The organism is Nocardia sp. NPDC051052 (assembly GCF_044456045.1).
In the GTDB taxonomy this organism is placed as follows: Bacteria; Actinomycetota; Actinomycetes; order Mycobacteriales; family Mycobacteriaceae; genus Nocardia.
Window position 1 is genome coordinate 1 of record NZ_JBITFL010000002.1, and the last position, 18,003, is coordinate 18,003.

At 67.0% G+C, this 18,003-nt stretch carries 11 protein-coding genes and 2 pseudogenes; 6 read left to right on the top strand and 7 right to left on the bottom strand.

Features of this window, described 5'->3' with window-relative positions; translation table 11 throughout:
* A pseudogene (locus tag ACIBCN_RS05045) lies at positions 1–336 on the top strand (esterase family protein); the annotation flags it as partial.
* Positions 337–372: 36 nt separating this feature from the next.
* Entirely contained in the window at positions 373–1,227 is an 855-nt protein-coding gene (locus tag ACIBCN_RS05050; RefSeq protein ID WP_396990203.1) for a class II glutamine amidotransferase, read from the top strand.
* 64 nt (positions 1,228–1,291) lie between these two features.
* Here ACIBCN_RS05050 and ACIBCN_RS05055 read toward each other — a convergent pair whose 3' ends face one another.
* Positions 1,292–1,774: an SRPBCC family protein gene (locus tag ACIBCN_RS05055; protein WP_396991135.1), complete on the bottom strand. Its 483-nt coding sequence runs from the start codon at positions 1,772–1,774 to the stop codon at positions 1,292–1,294.
* 3 nt (positions 1,775–1,777) lie between these two features.
* Positions 1,778–2,086 (bottom strand): annotated as a pseudogene (locus ACIBCN_RS05060) (ArsR/SmtB family transcription factor); the annotation flags it as partial.
* 188 nt (positions 2,087–2,274) lie between these two features.
* On the opposite strand from ACIBCN_RS05060, the gene ACIBCN_RS05065 reads away from it, so the two are divergent.
* Both ACIBCN_RS05065 and ACIBCN_RS05070 read left to right on the top strand, forming a co-directional pair.
* On the top strand, positions 2,275–2,667 hold the full coding sequence (locus ACIBCN_RS05065) for a hypothetical protein (protein ID WP_396990204.1): 393 nt from the start codon (positions 2,275–2,277) through the stop codon (positions 2,665–2,667).
* Between the two features lie 260 nt (positions 2,668–2,927).
* Entirely contained in the window at positions 2,928–3,305 is a 378-nt protein-coding gene (locus ACIBCN_RS05070; protein WP_396990205.1) for a hypothetical protein, read from the top strand.
* 51 nt (positions 3,306–3,356) lie between these two features.
* Here the strand turns inward: ACIBCN_RS05070 and ACIBCN_RS05075 are convergent, their stop codons facing one another.
* Positions 3,357–4,700 carry a cytochrome P450 gene (locus ACIBCN_RS05075; RefSeq protein WP_396990206.1) on the bottom strand — a complete coding sequence of 448 codons (1,344 nt, stop codon included), beginning with the start codon at positions 4,698–4,700 and terminating at the stop codon, positions 3,357–3,359.
* Between the two features lie 71 nt (positions 4,701–4,771).
* Positions 4,772–6,988: an MMPL family transporter gene (locus ACIBCN_RS05080; protein ID WP_396990207.1), complete on the bottom strand. Its 2,217-nt coding sequence runs from the start codon at positions 6,986–6,988 to the stop codon at positions 4,772–4,774.
* Positions 6,989–7,356: 368 nt separating this feature from the next.
* On the opposite strand from ACIBCN_RS05080, the gene ACIBCN_RS05085 reads away from it, so the two are divergent.
* Positions 7,357–13,704, top strand: a complete 6,348-nt coding sequence (locus ACIBCN_RS05085) for a type I polyketide synthase (protein ID WP_396990208.1) — start codon at positions 7,357–7,359, stop codon at positions 13,702–13,704.
* Complete coding sequence (locus tag ACIBCN_RS05090) at positions 13,701–15,092, top strand: condensation domain-containing protein (protein WP_396990209.1); 1,392 nt, start codon at positions 13,701–13,703, stop codon at positions 15,090–15,092. Before ACIBCN_RS05085 ends, ACIBCN_RS05090 begins: the two co-directional genes overlap by 4 nt.
* On the opposite strand, the gene ACIBCN_RS05095 is transcribed toward ACIBCN_RS05090, so the two are convergent.
* From ACIBCN_RS05095 to ACIBCN_RS05105, 3 genes are all read right to left on the bottom strand, one after another.
* Positions 15,089–15,769, bottom strand: a complete 681-nt coding sequence (locus ACIBCN_RS05095; protein ID WP_396990210.1) for a hypothetical protein — start codon at positions 15,767–15,769, stop codon at positions 15,089–15,091. The genes ACIBCN_RS05090 and ACIBCN_RS05095 overlap by 4 nt on opposite strands.
* A 127-nt stretch (positions 15,770–15,896) precedes the next feature.
* The gene (locus ACIBCN_RS05100; protein ID WP_396990211.1) at positions 15,897–17,096 is read right to left on the bottom strand and encodes a PucR family transcriptional regulator; all 1,200 of its coding nucleotides are present in this window, start codon (positions 17,094–17,096) and stop codon (positions 15,897–15,899) included.
* Between the two features lie 253 nt (positions 17,097–17,349).
* Positions 17,350–17,979 (bottom strand): TetR/AcrR family transcriptional regulator, encoded by a 630-nt coding sequence (locus tag ACIBCN_RS05105; protein ID WP_396990212.1) that lies wholly within the window; start codon positions 17,977–17,979, stop codon positions 17,350–17,352.
* Positions 17,980–18,003 lie beyond the last annotated feature (24 nt).

An 18,003-nucleotide genomic window follows, 5' to 3' on the forward strand; every position in this document is an offset into this window, starting at 1 on the left:
TGGGCCGCCAACGACCCCTACCTGCACGCCGACCAACTCCACAACACCACCCTCTACATCTCCACCGGCACCGGACAACCAGGACCACTCGACACACCGGCCGCCCTGCACGGGGACCTCCTCCAGTCGACGTGGCAGCTCCTGTTCGGCGCGCCGCTCGAGGCCGTGATGAACCTGTGCACCCGGCAACTGCGAGACCGCTTCCAGCAGTTGGGGATTCCCGCGACCTTCGACTTCCATCCGGTCGGCACCCACTCCTGGGGTTACTGGGAACAGGACCTGCACAACTCCTGGCCGCTGTTCGAGGCCGCCCTCACCAAGCCCGCCCCCGGCTGAACCACAGATCGGCCTATCAGCGACGATCAGATCACTATGTGTCGACTCTTCGGGATGACAGCGGCCCCGCGACGGGTGAAGGCGACGTTCTGGCTGCTCGACGCCGCCGACAGTCTCGAACGGCAGAGCGTGACGAATCCTGACGGCACCGGGCTGGGCACCTTCACTCGCGACGGGTCGCCACGGGTGGAGAAGCAGCCGCTGGCCGCATTCGAGGATCGCCCGTTCGCCGCGGAAGCCAAGCACCGCGAATCGACGACGTTTCTCGCTCATGTGCGCCACGCGTCCACCGGCGCGCGGACCGTGCCGAACACCCACCCGTTCACGCAGTACGGGCGTATTTTCGCGCACAACGGTGTGATCGAGAACCTGCCGCGACTCGACGAACAATTGGGCTCGTACCGGGATTTGGTCTCCGGCGACACGGACTCCGAGCGCTTCTTCGCTTTGATCACCCAACAGATCGTCGCGCACGACGGCGATGTCACGGCCGGACTCACCAGCGCGGTGCGCTGGGTCGCCGACCAGTTGCCGATTTTCGCGATCAACCTGATCCTGACCACCGCCACCGAACTGTGGGCCCTGCGCTACCCGGGCGCACACGACCTGTTCGTGCTCGAACGTCCCGCGGGCCATCATCTCGAGCATGCGGGATCCGGCGGAACGGTACGGGTGCGGTCCGCCGATCTCACCGACGCCCCGACGGTGATCGTGGCCAGCGAACGGATGGACGACGACCCGCGCTGGCACAATCTCGCCCCCGGCGAACTGCTGCATGTCGATGCCGGTTTACGCACCGAGCGCACCGTAATCTTGACCCGGCCGCCGACCCATCCCCTCTCGCTGTCCGACCTCGACGCGGGCGCCGCCGCCTCGCAACAAAGTCACTAGGTCGCCTGGTAACCGGTTCGTGGACAACGCCTTTCGCCGCAGCAGTCCGACCACGGCGGCCGGTTCAGGCCTCCTGTGCGACGACGTCGAGGTAGCGCTGCAAGTAGTGCGGCCAACCGCCTTCGTTGCCGACGCCCGCCTTGACCGCTTCCCAACCGTCACCATGCCGGTCGAGGTGGCGATGTTCGAGTTCGACGCGGGTGCGATCCGGACCGTCCGCGGTGAAGCGGACCTCGACTTCGCTGGTCTTGTCGGGGTCGGTCTCGATCTCCCAGCGCCCGTTGATATCCCAGCTGAACACCACCCGGTTCGGCGGCTCGTAGGCCAGCACCCTGGCCCACTGGCAGACGCTGCCGTCCTCGCCCCGGTCGTAGATGTGTCCGCCGACTCTCGGTTCGAACACCGTCTCGGCGATCGGGACGGACAGCAGATTGTGTTCACGCGGTTTGATCGCATCGAAGCGCTCGGTGAACAGCGCGAAGGCGCGCTCCAGTGGCGCGTTGACGACGATCTGCTGCCGCACCGGTTCGGTTTGGGTGTTGGTCATGACTTCTCCTGAGTGTTGTTCGACTACTTGCTGATACGTGACGAGGGCGCGTCCCCAGAACCGATCGAGTTGGGCACGCAGCGCGCCCATCCCGTCCGGGTTCAACTGGTAGATCCGGCGTGTTCCGACGGCTCGATCCAGCACCAGCCCCGCGTCCTTGAGCACCTTCAGATGCTGCGAAACCGCGGGTCTGCTGATCGGCAACGCGCTCGCGAGTTCACCGACCGCCTGCGGCCGCTCGGCCAGGCGCTCCAGGATGGTGCGCCGCATCCGGTCCGCGAGCGCACCCCATTCGTCTCCTGCTTGGTAAGTGACTACGAACCGTAAGTGAACACTTACCGACCGGGGTTGTCAACCCGTCGTCATCGGGCATCTCGGATCAGGCAAGACGCCAAAAAATAGGTGGCGGTGCGGAAGTATGGAAGTGCGGCGGGTCTACGCCGCGATGTTTGTGAGTATGGTCCGCGATCTACTTCCGCTATGCAGGAGGACAAAGATCCATGGTGACTATTCGGAACTACCGACACTCCGCCCTTGTACTGGCTCTCCTCGGTGCGATGGGCCTGGCCATTACGTCGGCTGCCACGCCGACACTCGCCGACAATGCCATCGACATCCGCGATGTCAGTTCGGCCAATGTGGGGGTTGATTACAGCTGTGAGGCCTCGGCCGGGGTGGTCGGCATCAAAGCGATGGTGGGCGATCCCTATGCCGACCGTCCGTCGGCTACCGGTTCACAAAATGCCGTCATCTGCGACGGGACCGGCCAATCCACTGTGGTCAACCTGGACGCGCCGTTGTCGGCGGGCCAGGCGGTGCAGATTCGAGTCGCGCTGGTCGACCGCGACGACAACGTCGTTTCCGGGCAGGCCAAGGCGACACAGCTGGGTTAGCACGGGCGCGGGTGGGTTGCCGCGCAGTACGGCGCCGTAACCCACTGCGTTCCAACAGTTTTCAACTTATAACCAGCCGACCGGTACTGATTTGTCCGTCGAACGATGGATGGCAGCACCGGCGAGTCGAGCCGTAAACTTTCGACTCGTAAATCCTTCCCTACCATTCCATAAGGTTAGTCGAAATCCGCATCTCGGCGGCGCCGAGGCGAATTCGCGGTCCGGCATCAGCCGACCGCAATGCTCGAAGGAATACCTCCATGAATCTTTGTCGCATAGCCATATCTTTTGCCGCCTGTTCCGGAATTGCCGCGGCGGTCACCGTTACCGGACTCGCGCACGCTCCGGCCGCGCAGGCGGCCGTCCAGGGGATCAGCGTCGCGGACGCGTGTGTCGAGCAGGCGCCGAGCCCAGGGATTGTCAATATCCGCGCCTACGTCGACGGCAATCGCACCAAGGACGCTTCCGCATGGCGGTGCCAGGGCGAGCGCTTGAACGTGACCAACACGCAATTGGGAATTCACGACTGGGTCAACCCGTGGGGAGTCAATCTCGAGCGCTACTGCGGACGGCATTTCGCCGGAACGCACGCACATACGATCGCACCGCACGACGCCTTCTCCTGGCGTTGCGTGTAATCGACTGACGGCCGTGGCCCGCCCAGCCGGGCGGGCCACAGGGGCTTTACGTCACCGGCGCGGCGTGAGAGTCATCCAGATGTCGTCGGCGGCCCACAGCACGAAGCGCTCGATGGGCACCACCGCATGATCGGCAGTCAGCTCGAACCGGAATCGTCGCAGCAAAACCGCGAGGATGAGTTCGGCCTCGACCATGGCGAGTGACGCGCCTTCGCAGCTGCGCGGGCCCACCCCGAAGGGGATGTAGGCCAGTCGGGGACGGCCGGCGGATTCCGCCGCGGTGAACCGTTCCGGGCGGAAAACCTCTGGGCTCGGCCAGTATTCGGGGTTCAGGTGCACCGCCCAGATCGGGTAGAAGAGGGTGGTGCCCGCCGGGACTGCGTATTCGCCGATGCGAAGGTCTTCGGTGGCTTCGCGGGCGCCGTAGGGTCCCGGCGGGTACAGCCGCATCGATTCCTTCAGCACCATGGTCAGGTACGTCAGCTTCTTCAGATCCGCGTAGCCGGGAGCGGCACGGTCGCCGAGCACCCTGGTGAGTTCGTCCGCTACGCGTTCGGCTGTATCGGGGTGCTGCGCAAGTAGATACAAAGTCCAGGAGACGGCGACGCCGGTGGTGTGGTGCGCGGCCATCATCGTCATCAGCACGGTGTCCCGGATCCGCGCCGGGGACTGGCCCGCGACGGCCAGGGCGGCGATCAGGTCGCTCGCATTGTGCTGTGCGCCGTCAGCCCGGTGCGCCGCGAGCACGTCGTCCACGACAGACCGCAGATACGCCAGGGCCTGCCGCGCGCGGGCGCCGCGCTCCTCGTCGGTGCCCGGCATATCCACCTGATACAGCCGAGCCAGCTGCTCGGTGAGCACATCCTCGAACGCCGACACGACCCGATCGGCCTGTTCCGGGGCGGCCAGGCCGCTGCCGAGCGCGTACTCGCACATCATGCGCAGCGACAGCGCACTGAGGTCCTGCTGCACGGCAATTGGGCCGTGCGATGCCGCGTCGGCCCAGCGATCGGCGAGCCCGCGGGCCAATGTCACGAACTGCCCGAAATGTGCCTCGTGCGAACGGCGTCCGCCGAGCACCGACAGCAGTACCCGCCGCCACGGCGTGTGCTCGTGGGCCGGAATGGTTTGGAGGTTGCCCGACTCCTGCAGCGGCGCAAGGAATTCGAACAACTTGTCCGGCCGCTCATCGATCTTCGCGGTGGCCTCGAGCAGCACCGGGTCCGCGACCGACACCGCCGTCTCCGCGCCGGGCAGCGGAAACTGGACGACGGGGCCGTATTCGACGTGCAGTCGCAGCTGATAGTTGTGTAGCCCGCCGGCGGCGACGATGTCGGCGAGGCCGTCTCCGCCGCGACGAGGTCCGGGGATCGAGGTAGAACCGTCTGGTGTCATGACATCCCTCCGAGGCCATGCTCCACCGTCGTGGGGACGTCTCGCAACGTGTCGCGATAAGGACGGCGTAATCAGCGTTCGACTGCCTCCGCGGGCTCCGTCCGCTCAGGGAGAACTCCCGGCTCCTCGGTAAAAGGCTCGCGGACAACGACTTTCCGGTGCACGCGCAGCATCCAGCCGGGTGCCCACCAGCACAGGTCGCCGAGCAGTTTCATGGTGGCGGGGACCAGGAGTAGCCGCAGTACCGTCGCGTCGATGAACAGTGCGGTGACCATGCCGAGGGCGATGTATTGCATCATCACCAGATCGGAGAGGGCGAACACGCCGGTCACCACGATCAGGATCGCGGCCGCGGCGGTGATGATGCGACCGGTGCGGGCGACACCGGTGCGGACCGCCGCGGTGGTGGACGCGCCGGCCCGGCGCGCCTCGACGATGCGGGCGAGCAGGAACACCTCATAGTCGGTGGACAGGCCGTAGATCACCGAGACGATGAGCATCAGGATCAACGGCATGATCGGCTGGGGCGTGCACCCGAGCAGGGACGCCCCGTGCCCTTCGACGAATATCCAGGTCAGTACGCCGACGGTGGCGCCGAGTCCGAGCAAGTTCAATGCCGCCGCTTTGAGCGGCAAGATCAGCGAGCCGAAGGTGAGGAAGAGCAGCGCGGTCGTAGCGAGGAACACCACCGTGAGCATCAGCGGCAGCCGGTCGAGTAGCGCGTCGATGCTGTCGCGCTGCGCGGCGAGTTCACCGCCGACCAGCAGTGTCGTCCCGTTGGGCAGCGGCATGGATCGCAAGTAGTCGATGGCCGCGTCGGCCTGGCCCGAGCCGGTGAGCACGGTGTCGGTGGTGTAGACGAAGGGTTCGGCGGGGCCTTGGATCGGTGCGGGGAACGGCGTCGCCAGGCCGGGAGCCTGATTCGCGCGGGCCACCACCGTATCGATGTCCGAGCTGCGGTAGGTGGTCAGCACCAGCTGGATCGGGTCGATGCGACGCAGCGGGAAAATGTCGTCGAAGTGCTGCTGGGCCAATCGAGTCGGGTCGTCCGGCGGTAGGAAGCGCTCGGTGATGCCGCCGAATACCACGTTCTGTATCGGCGCGATGAGTAGCAGCAATATGGCACACACCGGGATCGCGACGGCCAGTGGCCTTTTCATCACCGCATCGGCGATACGTCCCCAAATATTATGCCGCACATCGTCGGCGGATCGGGTCTTGCGAAACCAGTCGAAGCCCAGCGCGTCCACCCGGTGGCCGAGCACCGCGAGCAGCGCGGGCAGCAGCGTGATCGAGGTCAGTGCGGCCAGCGCGACGGTAATCATCGCGCCGTAAGCGAACGACTTCAGGAAGCCTTGCGGGAACAGCAGAATGGCGCCCGCGGCGACGACCACGATGGTCGCCGAGAACACCACCGTCCGGCCGGCGGTCGTCACCGCTCGCCGCACCGCCATCGGCACCTCGTGGCCGTCGGCCAGTTCGTCGCGGAATCGGCTCACGATGAACAGCCCGTAGTCGATGGCCAACCCCAGGCCGATCATCGAAACCACCGGGGAAACAAACGAATTCACCTCGGTGACGAGGGTGATGGCCCGGATGGCTCCCCACGCGGCGAGCACGGTCAAGCCGCCGACGATCAGCGGGAGCGCCGCGGCGACAACGCCACCGAAGAGAAAGAACAGCAGTACCGCGACGACCGGGATGGCGATCAGCTCCAGCCGCCGCTGATCGCGCACCATGGTGTCGTTGAGTGCGCCCGCGACCGCCTGCCCGCCGGCGACCTGCATGTCGATGCCCGGAATGTCGATGCGGCCCGCGACTTTGCTGAAGTTACGCATCAGCTCGGTCTCGTTGCCACCCCGCACGGCGACGGACGCGAACGCGTGCCGGTGGTCCGCGGAGCCGAAAATATCCGGCAGCGTCAGCCCGGTCTCGGTGTCCCAGTAGGTCCCGTTGATCTTCGCGATCTCGTTCGGAAAGCGCCTCGGCAGGGTGTTCAGGCTGTCGACGATCGCACCGGCGAACGCCGGATCATCGATCGTTTTTCCCGGCGGCGCGGTGAACAGCAGGATCACGTCACCGCTGTGGTCGAACCCGAATACCTCGTCGCGTAATCGGGCCGCCTGTGCCGAATCCGAAGTCGGATCGTCCCACCCTCGCGAACTCAATTCGTCGCCGAGCCCGAGTCCATAGGCGCCGAGCGCGAGCATGGCGAACACGATCACACCGATCACCGCGAATCGCCGCCGGACGACGATATCTGCCCACTGCGTGAAATCGGCGAACAATCGTCGCCTCCCTTATACGTGCGTGAATTGCGCGAACGGCGCCGGGCCGGGAACTTACCAATCGATACCATGGTGTGAACGGCGGCGTTCGCCGATTCCGACAACGCACAAGTCGAGCGGCAGCCGGGCTGTGAGCTGTACCAATCCCCTTGCGGCGACCGCCGTATGACGGCTGAGTGCGATGTAAAGAACCCTGAATTAGGCTATCTCACAGTCGATCCGGCTCCGCGCTACGGCGATCTCCAAAATATCCTTGGCCGCATGCCCGCGTCGATATGATCAAGCCCGGTTTCTATTGTGTTGGGCTTTGTCATACTTATCGCCGATTCGCGCGGTGAAGGCGAACAGCCGCGTTCTGGAGGACCTACATGTCGGATATCGCTATCGTTGGTATCGGTTGTCGATATGCGGGCGGCATCGATTCGCCCGATACCTTCTGGGAATTCATCCTCGACAAGCGGGACGGCGTCGTCGAGATTCCGCCGGATCGGTGGGACTACCGCCGCTACTACGATCCGGAGCCGCGCACCCCGGGCCGCAGCTACACCAAGCACGGCGCGTTCATGACGATCGATCCGTGGGAGTTCGATCCGGACTTCTTCGGCATCTCCGCGCGCGAGGCGACCGTGCTCGATCCGCAGCAGCGCCTGCTGCTCGAGGTGACCTGGGAGGCGCTCGACGACGCGGGCATCGCGGGCCGCGCCTCCGGTGCGCCGGTCGGCGTGTACGTCGGCGGATTCGTGGTGGACCAGTCGGTGATCGGCGTGGTCGGCCCCGCGCTGTTCCACACCGACATGCATACGCCCGCCAGCGCGTCGTACACCATGCTGTCCAACCGAATCGCCTACGCGCTCAACCTGACCGGACCGGCGCTCACCGTGGACACGGCGTGCTCGTCGTCACTGGTCGCGTTCCATCTGGCCTGCCAGGCACTCGACAACGACGACTGCCGAGTCGCGGTGGCGGGCGGGGTGAACGTGATGCTGCAGCCGGAGACCTTCGTGCTGATGTGCAAGGGCAGCTTCCTGGCCGCCGATGGCCGGTGCAAATCCTTCGATGCCGCCGCCGACGGGTACGGCCGTGGCGAAGGCGCGGGCATGGTGGTGCTGAAGAAGCTCGACGACGCGGTGCGCGATGGCGATCGCATCTATGCCGTGGTCAAGGCGACGGGCGCCAATCAGGACGGGCGCACCACGGCGATCACCGTGCCGAGCGCGGAATCGCAAGAGGCACTGGCCCGCACGGTGTGCACCCGGGCCGGTTTGACACCGGACGAGATCACCTATGTGGAGGCGCACGGCACCGGGACCCTGGTCGGCGATCCGGTCGAATTGCGTGCGCTCGGACGGGCTTTCGGCGCGCCCGCCGGACGGACGCGTCCGCTCGGCGTCGGCTCGGTCAAGGCGACGATCGGCCATACCGAGGCCGCGGCCGGAATCGCGAGCGTGATCAAGGCGGCGATGGCGATTCGGCATCGCGTGATCCCGCCGCAGGGGTGGCTCGACAAGCCCAATCCCGATATCCCCCTTGATGAGCTGGGCCTGCGGATCCAGGTGGATGCCGAACCGCTGCCTCCGCACGCGGGCCCGATGACGATCGCGGTCAACGGTTTCGGCTACGGCGGCACCAACGCTCACGCGATCCTGCAGGAGTACCTCGCCCACCCGGCGGCGACCAGCGAACCGGCGCGGCACCTCGGCATCCTGCCCATCTCGGCGCGCAGCACCGGCGCCGCCCGTGCCATGGCCGGTCGCTTCGCCGACCTGATCGACGCGGGGGCCAGTCCGGACCGGCTGGCCGAGGCCGCGTGGACGCGGTTGGCCCATCATCAATTCCGCACCGGTGTCCTGCTGGGCGAAACCGACGACGTGTGCCACGAGCTGCGTCAGTTCGCGACGGGTGCGGGGCGCGACGCGGTGCGCACGGTCGCGTCCCGCTACGACGAGCCGGTCTTCGTCTTCTCCGGCATGGGGCCGCAGTGGTGGGGCATGGCCCGCGAATTGCTTTGCGCCGGTGGCGTCTTCGCCGAGACCGCGGCGACGATCGATGCCGAGTTCAGCAAGCTCGCGGAGTGGTCGATCATCGACGCGTTGCTGCGACCCGAGGCAGAGTCTCGGGTGACGAGCACCGAGGTCGCGCAGCCTGCCAACTTCCTCGTCCAGGTGGCGTTGGTGAGTGAGCTTGCCCAGCACGGGATTTCGCCTGCCGCAGTAGTTGGCCACAGTGTGGGCGAGGTCTCGGCGGCGTACGTCAGCGGGATGTTGTCGCTTCGGGAAGCGGTCCGCGTCGCCTACCACCGAGCCCGGCTGCAGGCGACCACCGCCGGATCGGGCGGCATGCTCGCCGTCGGACTACCCGTCGACCGGGCTCGCGAACTCGTCGCGGACGATCCGCGCGTCGACATCGCGGCGATCAACAGCGCCAGCTCCCTCACGTTGTCGGGCGATCCGGACCGACTGGACGAGATCGCCGAAACGCTCACCGAGGAGGGCGCTTTCGCCCGCCGACTGCGGGTAGAGGTGCCGTATCACAGTCGGCTGATGGATCCGATCCTCGACGAGCTGCGCAGCGAACTGAGCGAGTTGGCCCCGCAATCCCCGACGGTGCCGCTGTATTCGACCGTGACCGGCGAGCTCGTCACCGAGGGCGGCTGGGACGCCGAGTACTGGTGCGCGAATGTCCGTCAGCCGGTGCGCTTCTTCGACGCCGTGACCAGGGCGATCGGCGCGGGCAGCCGGGTCTTCCTGGAGATCGGCCCGCATCCGGTGTTGTCGGGCAACATTCGCGAGGCGCTGGTGGAGGCCGACGTGCACGGCACCACCGTGCCGACCCTCGACCGCAAGGAACCCGACTCCGCGAGCGTCCGGCGCACGCTCATCGGCCTCTACGGCGCGGGCGTACTCGATCCGGAACAGCTGTTCCCGGGCGGTGGCCCGGCGACCGCGCACGTGCCGCTGCCCCGCTACCCGTGGCAGCGGACACGTTTGCATTCCACCCTGCCGCTGTTCGAACAGGCCAGGCTCGGCACCCCGGATACCTACGCCATGCTCGGTGATCCGGATGTCGAGGGCAGAGCGGACTGGCTGCTGCAGGTCGGCACCGAACTGCTACCCTGGCTGGCCGATCACGTGGTCAACGGGGTCCGGATCATGCCGGGTGCCGCCTACCTGGACGCGGCGCTCAGCGCGACGGCGACCCGGCTCGGCGTCAAACGTGTGGCGCTGGAACAGATTCGCTTCGTCGCGCCGCTCATCATGGCCGCGCCGGATGTGCCACTCATGGCGTTGAGCATCGAGGAGTCCAGTGGCCGCTTCCTGATCAGATCCCGCAACGCGACCGGAACGGCGTGGACCGTGCACGCGTTCGGCCGCACCCTGACCGGCGGCTACCTGCCGTCGAAGGCGACTGTTCCCACCATCGATGTCGGTGTCGATATCGACCCGGAAATGTTCTACGCCGGGCTGGCCGCGGCAGGGCTGCGGTACGGTCCGGCCTTCCGGCGGGTGACCTCGGTGCGGGTCGGCCGGGATACCGCGGTGGCGACGGTGGACGGCACGATCGCCACGGGCTCCGGCCATCTCGCGCATCCGGCGGTGGTGGACGCGGCAATGCAGACCGCGGCAATGCTTTTCGCCGACGAACGAATCAACGAGGGTGTCATGGTGCCCGTCGGCGTCGCGGCGGTCCGGCTGCTCGCCCCGATTCCGGAACAGGCCACGGTGGTCGCGCGCCGCGATCCGAAGGCGCGGCTGCGCGCCGATGTCGAGGTGCTCGACGCCGAGCAGAACCTCGTGCTGCGGTTGACCGGGCTGCAGATCGGCGCGCTGAAACCCGGTGACGATCCACTGCATCGGATGGCCGAGTTCTACTACCGCGAGCAGCTGGAACAGCGCGACCCCATCGATCCGACCGCACTGCCGGACGCGGGGTCGGCCGCCACGGTCGTCGTGGCTCTCGGAAAAAGCAGTCGCGCCGCACAATTGGCGGACGCGATCCCGGGTGCGCGGCAGTACGTCGTCGACTCGCCTGGATCAGAACTGGAAGCGGAACTGGTCGAGCAGCTACGGCAGGCACAGACATCGGAGGCCGCCCGGCTCCATGTGTGCGTGGTGGCCGGAGCCGGTGCCGACGATCTGGCGGATCTCTGGGCACTGAAGCGGATCGCCGTCGCGGTACACGAATTCGCCAACCCGAGCACGGAGGAACAGACCCCGCAGACGGTCTTCGGTGACGGTTCCGTCCATGCCACCCTGATCACCGAGCAGGCGTTCACGCTGCCGGACAGCACATCTGCGCCGGACTCCCGGCAGTCCGCACTGGCCGGGGCCCGGCGCGTGCTGCTGAACGAGCAGACACCCTTGCGGTGGCGCCTGATCGATGTGGCAGCCGGCACCGACATCGCCGATCTGGTCACGGAATTGGCGGTGCCGGGCGCGTTCTCCTACGACAACACCGACGAGGTGCTCCTGCGCGACGGCAACCGCTGGGCGCCGGTGGTGACCAAGCCCCTCCCCGAGCGCTTGGCGGTGCACGACACCGCGGCGCCGTTGACCGACCCGGAGGCCAATTTCGAGCTCGAACTCCCCCGCACCCGTCTGCTCTCGGCGCTGGCTTGGCGCGAATGCCCGCGCCGGGAGCCCGGCCCGGGCCAGGTCGAGGTCCGCATGCAGGTGATCGGGCTGAACTACAAGGATCCGCTGAAGGTCATCGGCCTGCTCGGCGAACGAGAGCTGGCACCAACATATTTCGGCACCGTGCCGGGCATGGAGGGGGTCGGCACGGTGATGCGGGTCGGTGCGGGGATCGACGGTATCGCGGTCGGCGATCTGGTGGCGGTGGCGGCCAAGGGCATGATGCGGCGCTACGCCATCATCGATCGGCAGCTGGTGATTCCGCTGCCCGCCGACACCGATCCCGGATACTGCACCAGTGCCATCGCTTTCGCGACGGCCGAGTACGCGCTCCTCGAGCTGGCGCGGCTGGAGCCGGGCGAAACGGTGCTGATCCACGGTGCGGCAGGCGGTGTCGGCACGGCCGCCATCCAGGTCGCCAAGGCGCGCGGGGCGCGGATCATCGGCACGGCCAGTTCCGACGAGCGACGGCAACACATCCTGGCGCTCGGCGCGGACCACGCGGTGAACTCGCGTTCGCTCGACTTCGTCGACGACGTGCTCGCGCTCACCGATGGCCGCGGTGCCGAGGTCGTGCTCAGCAGCGCGCCCGGGGAGATCCTGCGCCAGAACTTCAACGCCGTCGCCGAATTCGGCCGCATCGTCGAGGTCGGCAAGGCCGACATCTACACCGGCGGGCTGCTGGAGCTGGCCAACTTCGACAAGAACGTGGCCTACTTCTCGATGGATCTGGACCGCCTGGTCGCGGTCCGCCCGGAGCGCCTGGCCAACCTGCTGCACCGAGTCTACGAACAGGTCGTGGCGGGCGTCTACCGACCGCTGCCGTACAAGATGTTCGAAACCCGGGACGTGGGAACCGCTTTCGAGGAGGTCATCCGGTCCTCCGGGCTGGCCAGAATAGCGCTGCGCATCGACGCACCGGAGCCACCGGTCCGGCCCTATCTGCCCGATATCGAGATCCACGGCGACGCAAGCTATCTCATCACCGGCGGGTTCGGCGGCTTCGGCATGGCCACCGGCCGCTGGCTGGTCCTGCGCGGCGCGCGCCGACTGGTACTGCTCGGCCGCGGCGGTGCGACCACCGAGGCGGCGAGGCGCCAGCTCGAGGCGTGGCGCACAGTCGGTGTCGAGGTGATCGAGGAGTTGGTCGACGTGACCGACATCGACGCCGTCGCCGCGGTGGTCAGCAGAGCGCACACCGCCGAACACCCACTGCGCGGCGTGTTCCACGCGGCGGGCTCGGTGTCCGACAACCGCGTCGAGCTCATGGCGCACGAGCAGCTGGCGAAGGTCTATCGGCCGAAGGTGCACGGCGCGCGGGCATTACACCGCGCGGTGACCGAGGCGGGCATCCGGCTGGACATGTTCGTGCTGTACTCCTCCGGCGGCTCGATGTACGGCATCTATGGCCAATACAACTACTGCGCGGCCAATGTCGCGGTCGAGGCGCTGGCCGAGGAGTGGGCCAGGGCGGGCGAGCGGGCGCTGTGCATCGGCTGGGGTCATCTCTCCGGCGCGACCGGCGGCATGGCCGCCGACGCGACGGCCACCAAATACCTCGACCTGGTCGGCTTCGGGCCGATCGACATGGCCGACGCCACCGCCTATTTGGAGCAGACGCTGCGCTTGGCCGACACCAGGGCCGCGATCATCCCCACCGACTGGGCCAAACTCGCAGGCACCTTTCCGCAGCTGGCGCGCACCGGCCGGACGATCGAGCTGGCCAAGGCCGCCGCGAAGGACACCTCCGAGCTGGCCCAGCTGCGCGCCGAACTGGTCGAACTGGACGACGGCAAGCGCGGGCCGTTCATCGCCCGCAAGATGGCCGCGGAACTGGCGGTCGTGATGGGTGTGCCGGTCGATTCGATCGATATGACGGTGCCGGTGCCCGAACTCGGACTGGATTCGCTGATGGCCGTGGAACTCGGGGCTCGGGTCACCAAGTCCCTCGGCATCGACCTGATGTCATTACAGATGGGCCGATCGTTCAGCCTGGAGCAGGCCGGTCCCAAGGTCGCCGAACTAGTACTCGCCGCCGAACCCGGTCGGCCGCAGCCCATTTCGGAGCCGGTGGCGGCGCTGTGATCGACCAGGGGCTGATCGATGAATGGCACCCGGCGCCGGGGCGGATGGTGACCTGGGTCGCCACTGCGGAATCGGTGGCGCGAGCCGCCGAGGCACCCACCCATCCCGCGCCGCCGTCGCATCAACAGGAGGAGTATCTACGGCTGGCAGATCGGCACGCGGCGGCCGACTTCCGCTACTCTGGCCTCTGCTTGGTCACCGTCGAGATACCGATCGGCGACCTCGATCGGGACGCGATGACCCGCAGCATCAACGCATTCCTGGTGCGGCACGACACGTTCCGGACCTGGTTCGCCATCGACGGCGGCGCGATCCGGCGGCACCTGGTGGACGCGGAGGTGGTCGATTTCGCGCCGATCGACTACGGCGAGCTCGACGACGCGGAAGCCATCCGGGCGCACGTGCAGAAGACGACTCCCGGTCCGTTCCAATGGGATTGCTTCTCCTTCGGCGCGATCGAACACGGCGACTCGACCACGGTCTACCTCGCGGTGGACCATCTGCACACCGACGGGCTCGGGCAATACCTGTCCTGCTCGGACCTGGCGTACCTGTACGCGCGCGAGGCCTGGCAAGTCCCCGACACGCTGACACCGGCCGCCAGCTACCTCGAATACTGCACCGCGGAACGCGAACACTCCGCCCGGTTCACCCTCGGATCGCCGGGTGTCCGGAAATGGCTGGAGTTGATCCGTGGCAACGACGGCGAATTGCCTTGCTTTCCTTTAGATCTCGGGAAACGCCGGGATGGCTACAACCGCAGCGCGCATCTGAGCATCACACTGCTCAGCGAGGCCGACGCGCGCCGATTCGAACGGGTCTGCCGCGCCAACGACGCCGAGTTCGTCGGCGGCATTTTCGCCGCCGCCGCGCTGGCCGAGGCCGAACTCACCGGCGGCGACTACTACTTCGGCATGACACCGATCAGCACCCGCACCACCGCGGCCGAACGCGCCTCGGTGGGCTGGTATGTCGCCCTCGTCCCGGTGGCCTTCCCGATCGCGGACGCGTCCTTCGCCCGCGCCGTGACCGTCGCTCAGCGGGCCTACGAGAACGGTATCCGCCTCGCGCCCACCTCCTTTCATCGCGTGCTCGAACTGTTGCCCGCCGACACCGACATCAAAGTCCGCCCCGGCTGGGCGACACCGATGATTTCCTACGTGGACGCCCGCGACTTCGACGGCCACGAGTTCTTCGACCTGGTACACGGCGGCATCTACGCCAACCGCGCCGCCTCCGAGGAGGCCCTCGTCTGGATCAACCGCATGCCCTCGGAAACGACCCTCAGCGTCATCTTCCCCGACACCCCGATAGCGCACGAATCCGTGCGCCGCTACATCCACGCGATACAGGCGGTGTTCCGGGCGGTCGCGGCAGACCGCGGCTAGGCGACCAACTCCATCAGCCCGCGCGGGGCGGCGGCGGGCTCGATCGGGAAACTGAAGCGCACCAGTCGATGTGGCGGGTCTGTCTCGAAGTGAGCGATGGCGGACGGAATGAAACCGCCGATCATCTTGTCCAGCATCGTGTTCACATGCGCGAAGCCGGGGCGCAGGTGTACCGGCCAAGTGGTGAGGAGTCCGGCGGGGACCTCTATGGTCGCCTGCTTGTGTACCCGGGCCGTCACCGGCCAATGCACCGAAAAGGCCAGCCACAGGTCCAGGGACGTCGCGGCGCCCTCGATGAAGTCCAGCCCGCGCAGCAATGTCAGACCGCCGATGAGTGGCATGACGTTCGACGGGAAAGGCGCTACGCCGCTGCCGAATTGGAGGTGGGTGGTGTCGAGGAAATGCGCTTCCTCGCGCGACACCACCACGTTCTGCGATCGGGTTTCGGCCCGGTAGTCCGCGGCCCGTAACCACCCGCCGGTCCGGCTGAATCGCTGCTCGATTGCGATCGTCGTATTCCCCTCGCTCGCACGAAGTTCCACCGTCGAGTGGTAGTCGTGTGCCGCGCGGCCTACCACGCTGGTCACCTCGAACGCCTGCGGCTGATCGGCGACACCCACGGTGTACACGGATTTCTCGCCATCGGGGATCACGGGATCGCGGAACGCACTGCGCACATTTCCTCCAGCTGACCGGATTCCTGGTTCGGGTTCGACGCTAGCGGTCACGTGGTGCGGTCAACGCGTCTTCGGCGTGGAACTGGATACCTCACAGCTATCGGGCCGGTCGCCTTGGCACAGTTGCCTATGCCGAATTCCGCACGCCACCCATCCGTGCGATCAATGCCGAACGCAGGTACCACAATCCATTGGCTCTGGCCGGATCGAAGCCGGTGAGCTCACCGATCCGGCGCAGCCGGTAGTCGACCGTATTCGGATGCACGCCAAGGTGTTCGGCCGAGCGCAGCCTGCTCAGGTCGGTGTCGATGTAGATCCGCAGGGTCTCGCACAGCTCGGGGTGCGCGTCCAGCGGCGTGAGATGGTTGCCGAGTAGCTCACGAGCGATCCCGGGGCGGCTCAGCTGGTGTACCAGCGCGAGTTCGGCGAACCGGTGCACACCGGGCTCGAGTCCCATCCGTTGTGCGGTATCGAGGAGTTCGTGGGCCTGCCGGGCCGCACCCGGCACCTCGTCCGGCCGTGCGGTGACCACCGTGGCCGTGATCGGTACGCGCGCCGCGTCCGCCAACGCCCGCACCAGCCCGTCGAGTTCGGCATCGGTCCGCGCGGTGCTCGGCACGAGCACCGTGCCCCCGTCGACGGAGAGCAGCGACAGCGCCTCGCCGCCGAGCTGCGTCGCGAGCGCGGATTGCAGGCGGCGCAGTTTGCGCCGGGCGACGACCTGCCGATCGAGCCCGGGGCGGCGTTCGTCGGGATGCTCGGGCAGCGCGATGGCAAGGACGAAATACTCTGCGGCGAACAGCAATTCCCGCGCGGCGGGCTGACCGCCGAGCAAGGCCGAGGTCAAGTTGTGTGTCGCGGTCTGATGTTCGGCGACGTCGGCCTTGTACTCCCGGACGTAAGCCTTGCTTACCGCGGCGGTGACCAGCTTGGACAGCTCGACCACCCGGCCGATGCCCGTGACGACGCCGAGCGTGTCCGCGGGCCGGGGATGTGCCATCAGGTCGAGGCCGACCTTGAACCCCTCGTTGACAGCGTGCAGCACCGTATCGATCGGGATTCCGGCACCGGCGCAGCCTGCCGCGGCGGCCTCGAGGCCCGCGGTGGCCGCATCGACCGGCTCGCCGTTCAACCGCTGGATCAGCCAGTCGAGGCAGATGCGCACCACGATGCGCACCTCGCCGTGCAGCGCGCCCCCGGACAACGGCCTGGCCGCCGCGACGTGGTCGATGGCGGTGCGCGCCAGCGCGTCGATCTCGCGCGCCGACAAGGCGATCTGTCGCCCGAGTACACCGAGCTCGGGTCGGTCGAGACTTTCGATCGTCACCGGTGGCCTCCTTATCTCCGTACACCGCAGCGACTGCGGCGTCGGCGGCAAGTAGCTGAGCCGCGGCCACGCCGAGAACATCGCTGTTACCGGTTTATTGCTCTTGGCAATAACGGTAAACCGAGTGGGAGCTCACCTTCTACTCCTCTTTGCCCGACCGATGGCGGCCGCGCTCGCGGCCGGTTACCAGGCAAATCAGCGGATCAGCGGCAGGGTCAAGTTGTGGCCCGCGCGGTAGTACATAGCGAGGTGCTCACTTTTTGACGGCCGCGAGTTCGGCGTCGACCCAGGCCGCCATCATCCGCGCCGTCATCCGGATGGACTCCGCGCGCTCCTTGCTGTCCACCTCCAGCGCCGAAGCACGGAGCACCGCCGCGAAACCGGTATTGATCAGCACGAACGTCATCACGTCGTACTCGTGATCGTCGCCGGGACCGAGCAATTGGATCACCAGCACCTTCACCAGCAGCCGCAGCCGCGGTTCGAACTCGGGGATACCGCTGTTGTAGAACTGCACCCCGGCGACCAGCGCACGCACCAGCAGCGCGTTTTCCACCAGTTCGTCGGCGATGACCTCCAGGATCCCGGTGATCACATCCTCACTCGGCTTCTCCCCGAGGCCGAATACCCGCTGGGAGAACCGGCGCTCGACGTTCTCGAGCAAGCGCCGGAGCAGTTCTTCGACCATGACCGAGCGGTCGGTGAAATATCGGTAGACGGTGCCGATGCTCACCCCGGCCGCCGTCGCGATCCGGTTCGTCGAGGTGTCGGCGATGCCGCGTTCACCGAACAGTTTCGCGGCGGTGTCCAGGATGTGTTCGCGGGTCGCCTTGGCCCGTTCCTGGGTCGGACGACGGCGCTCCCCCGCGGCTTTCGGCGGCATCGGCTACTCCTGCCTGCTCGTGCT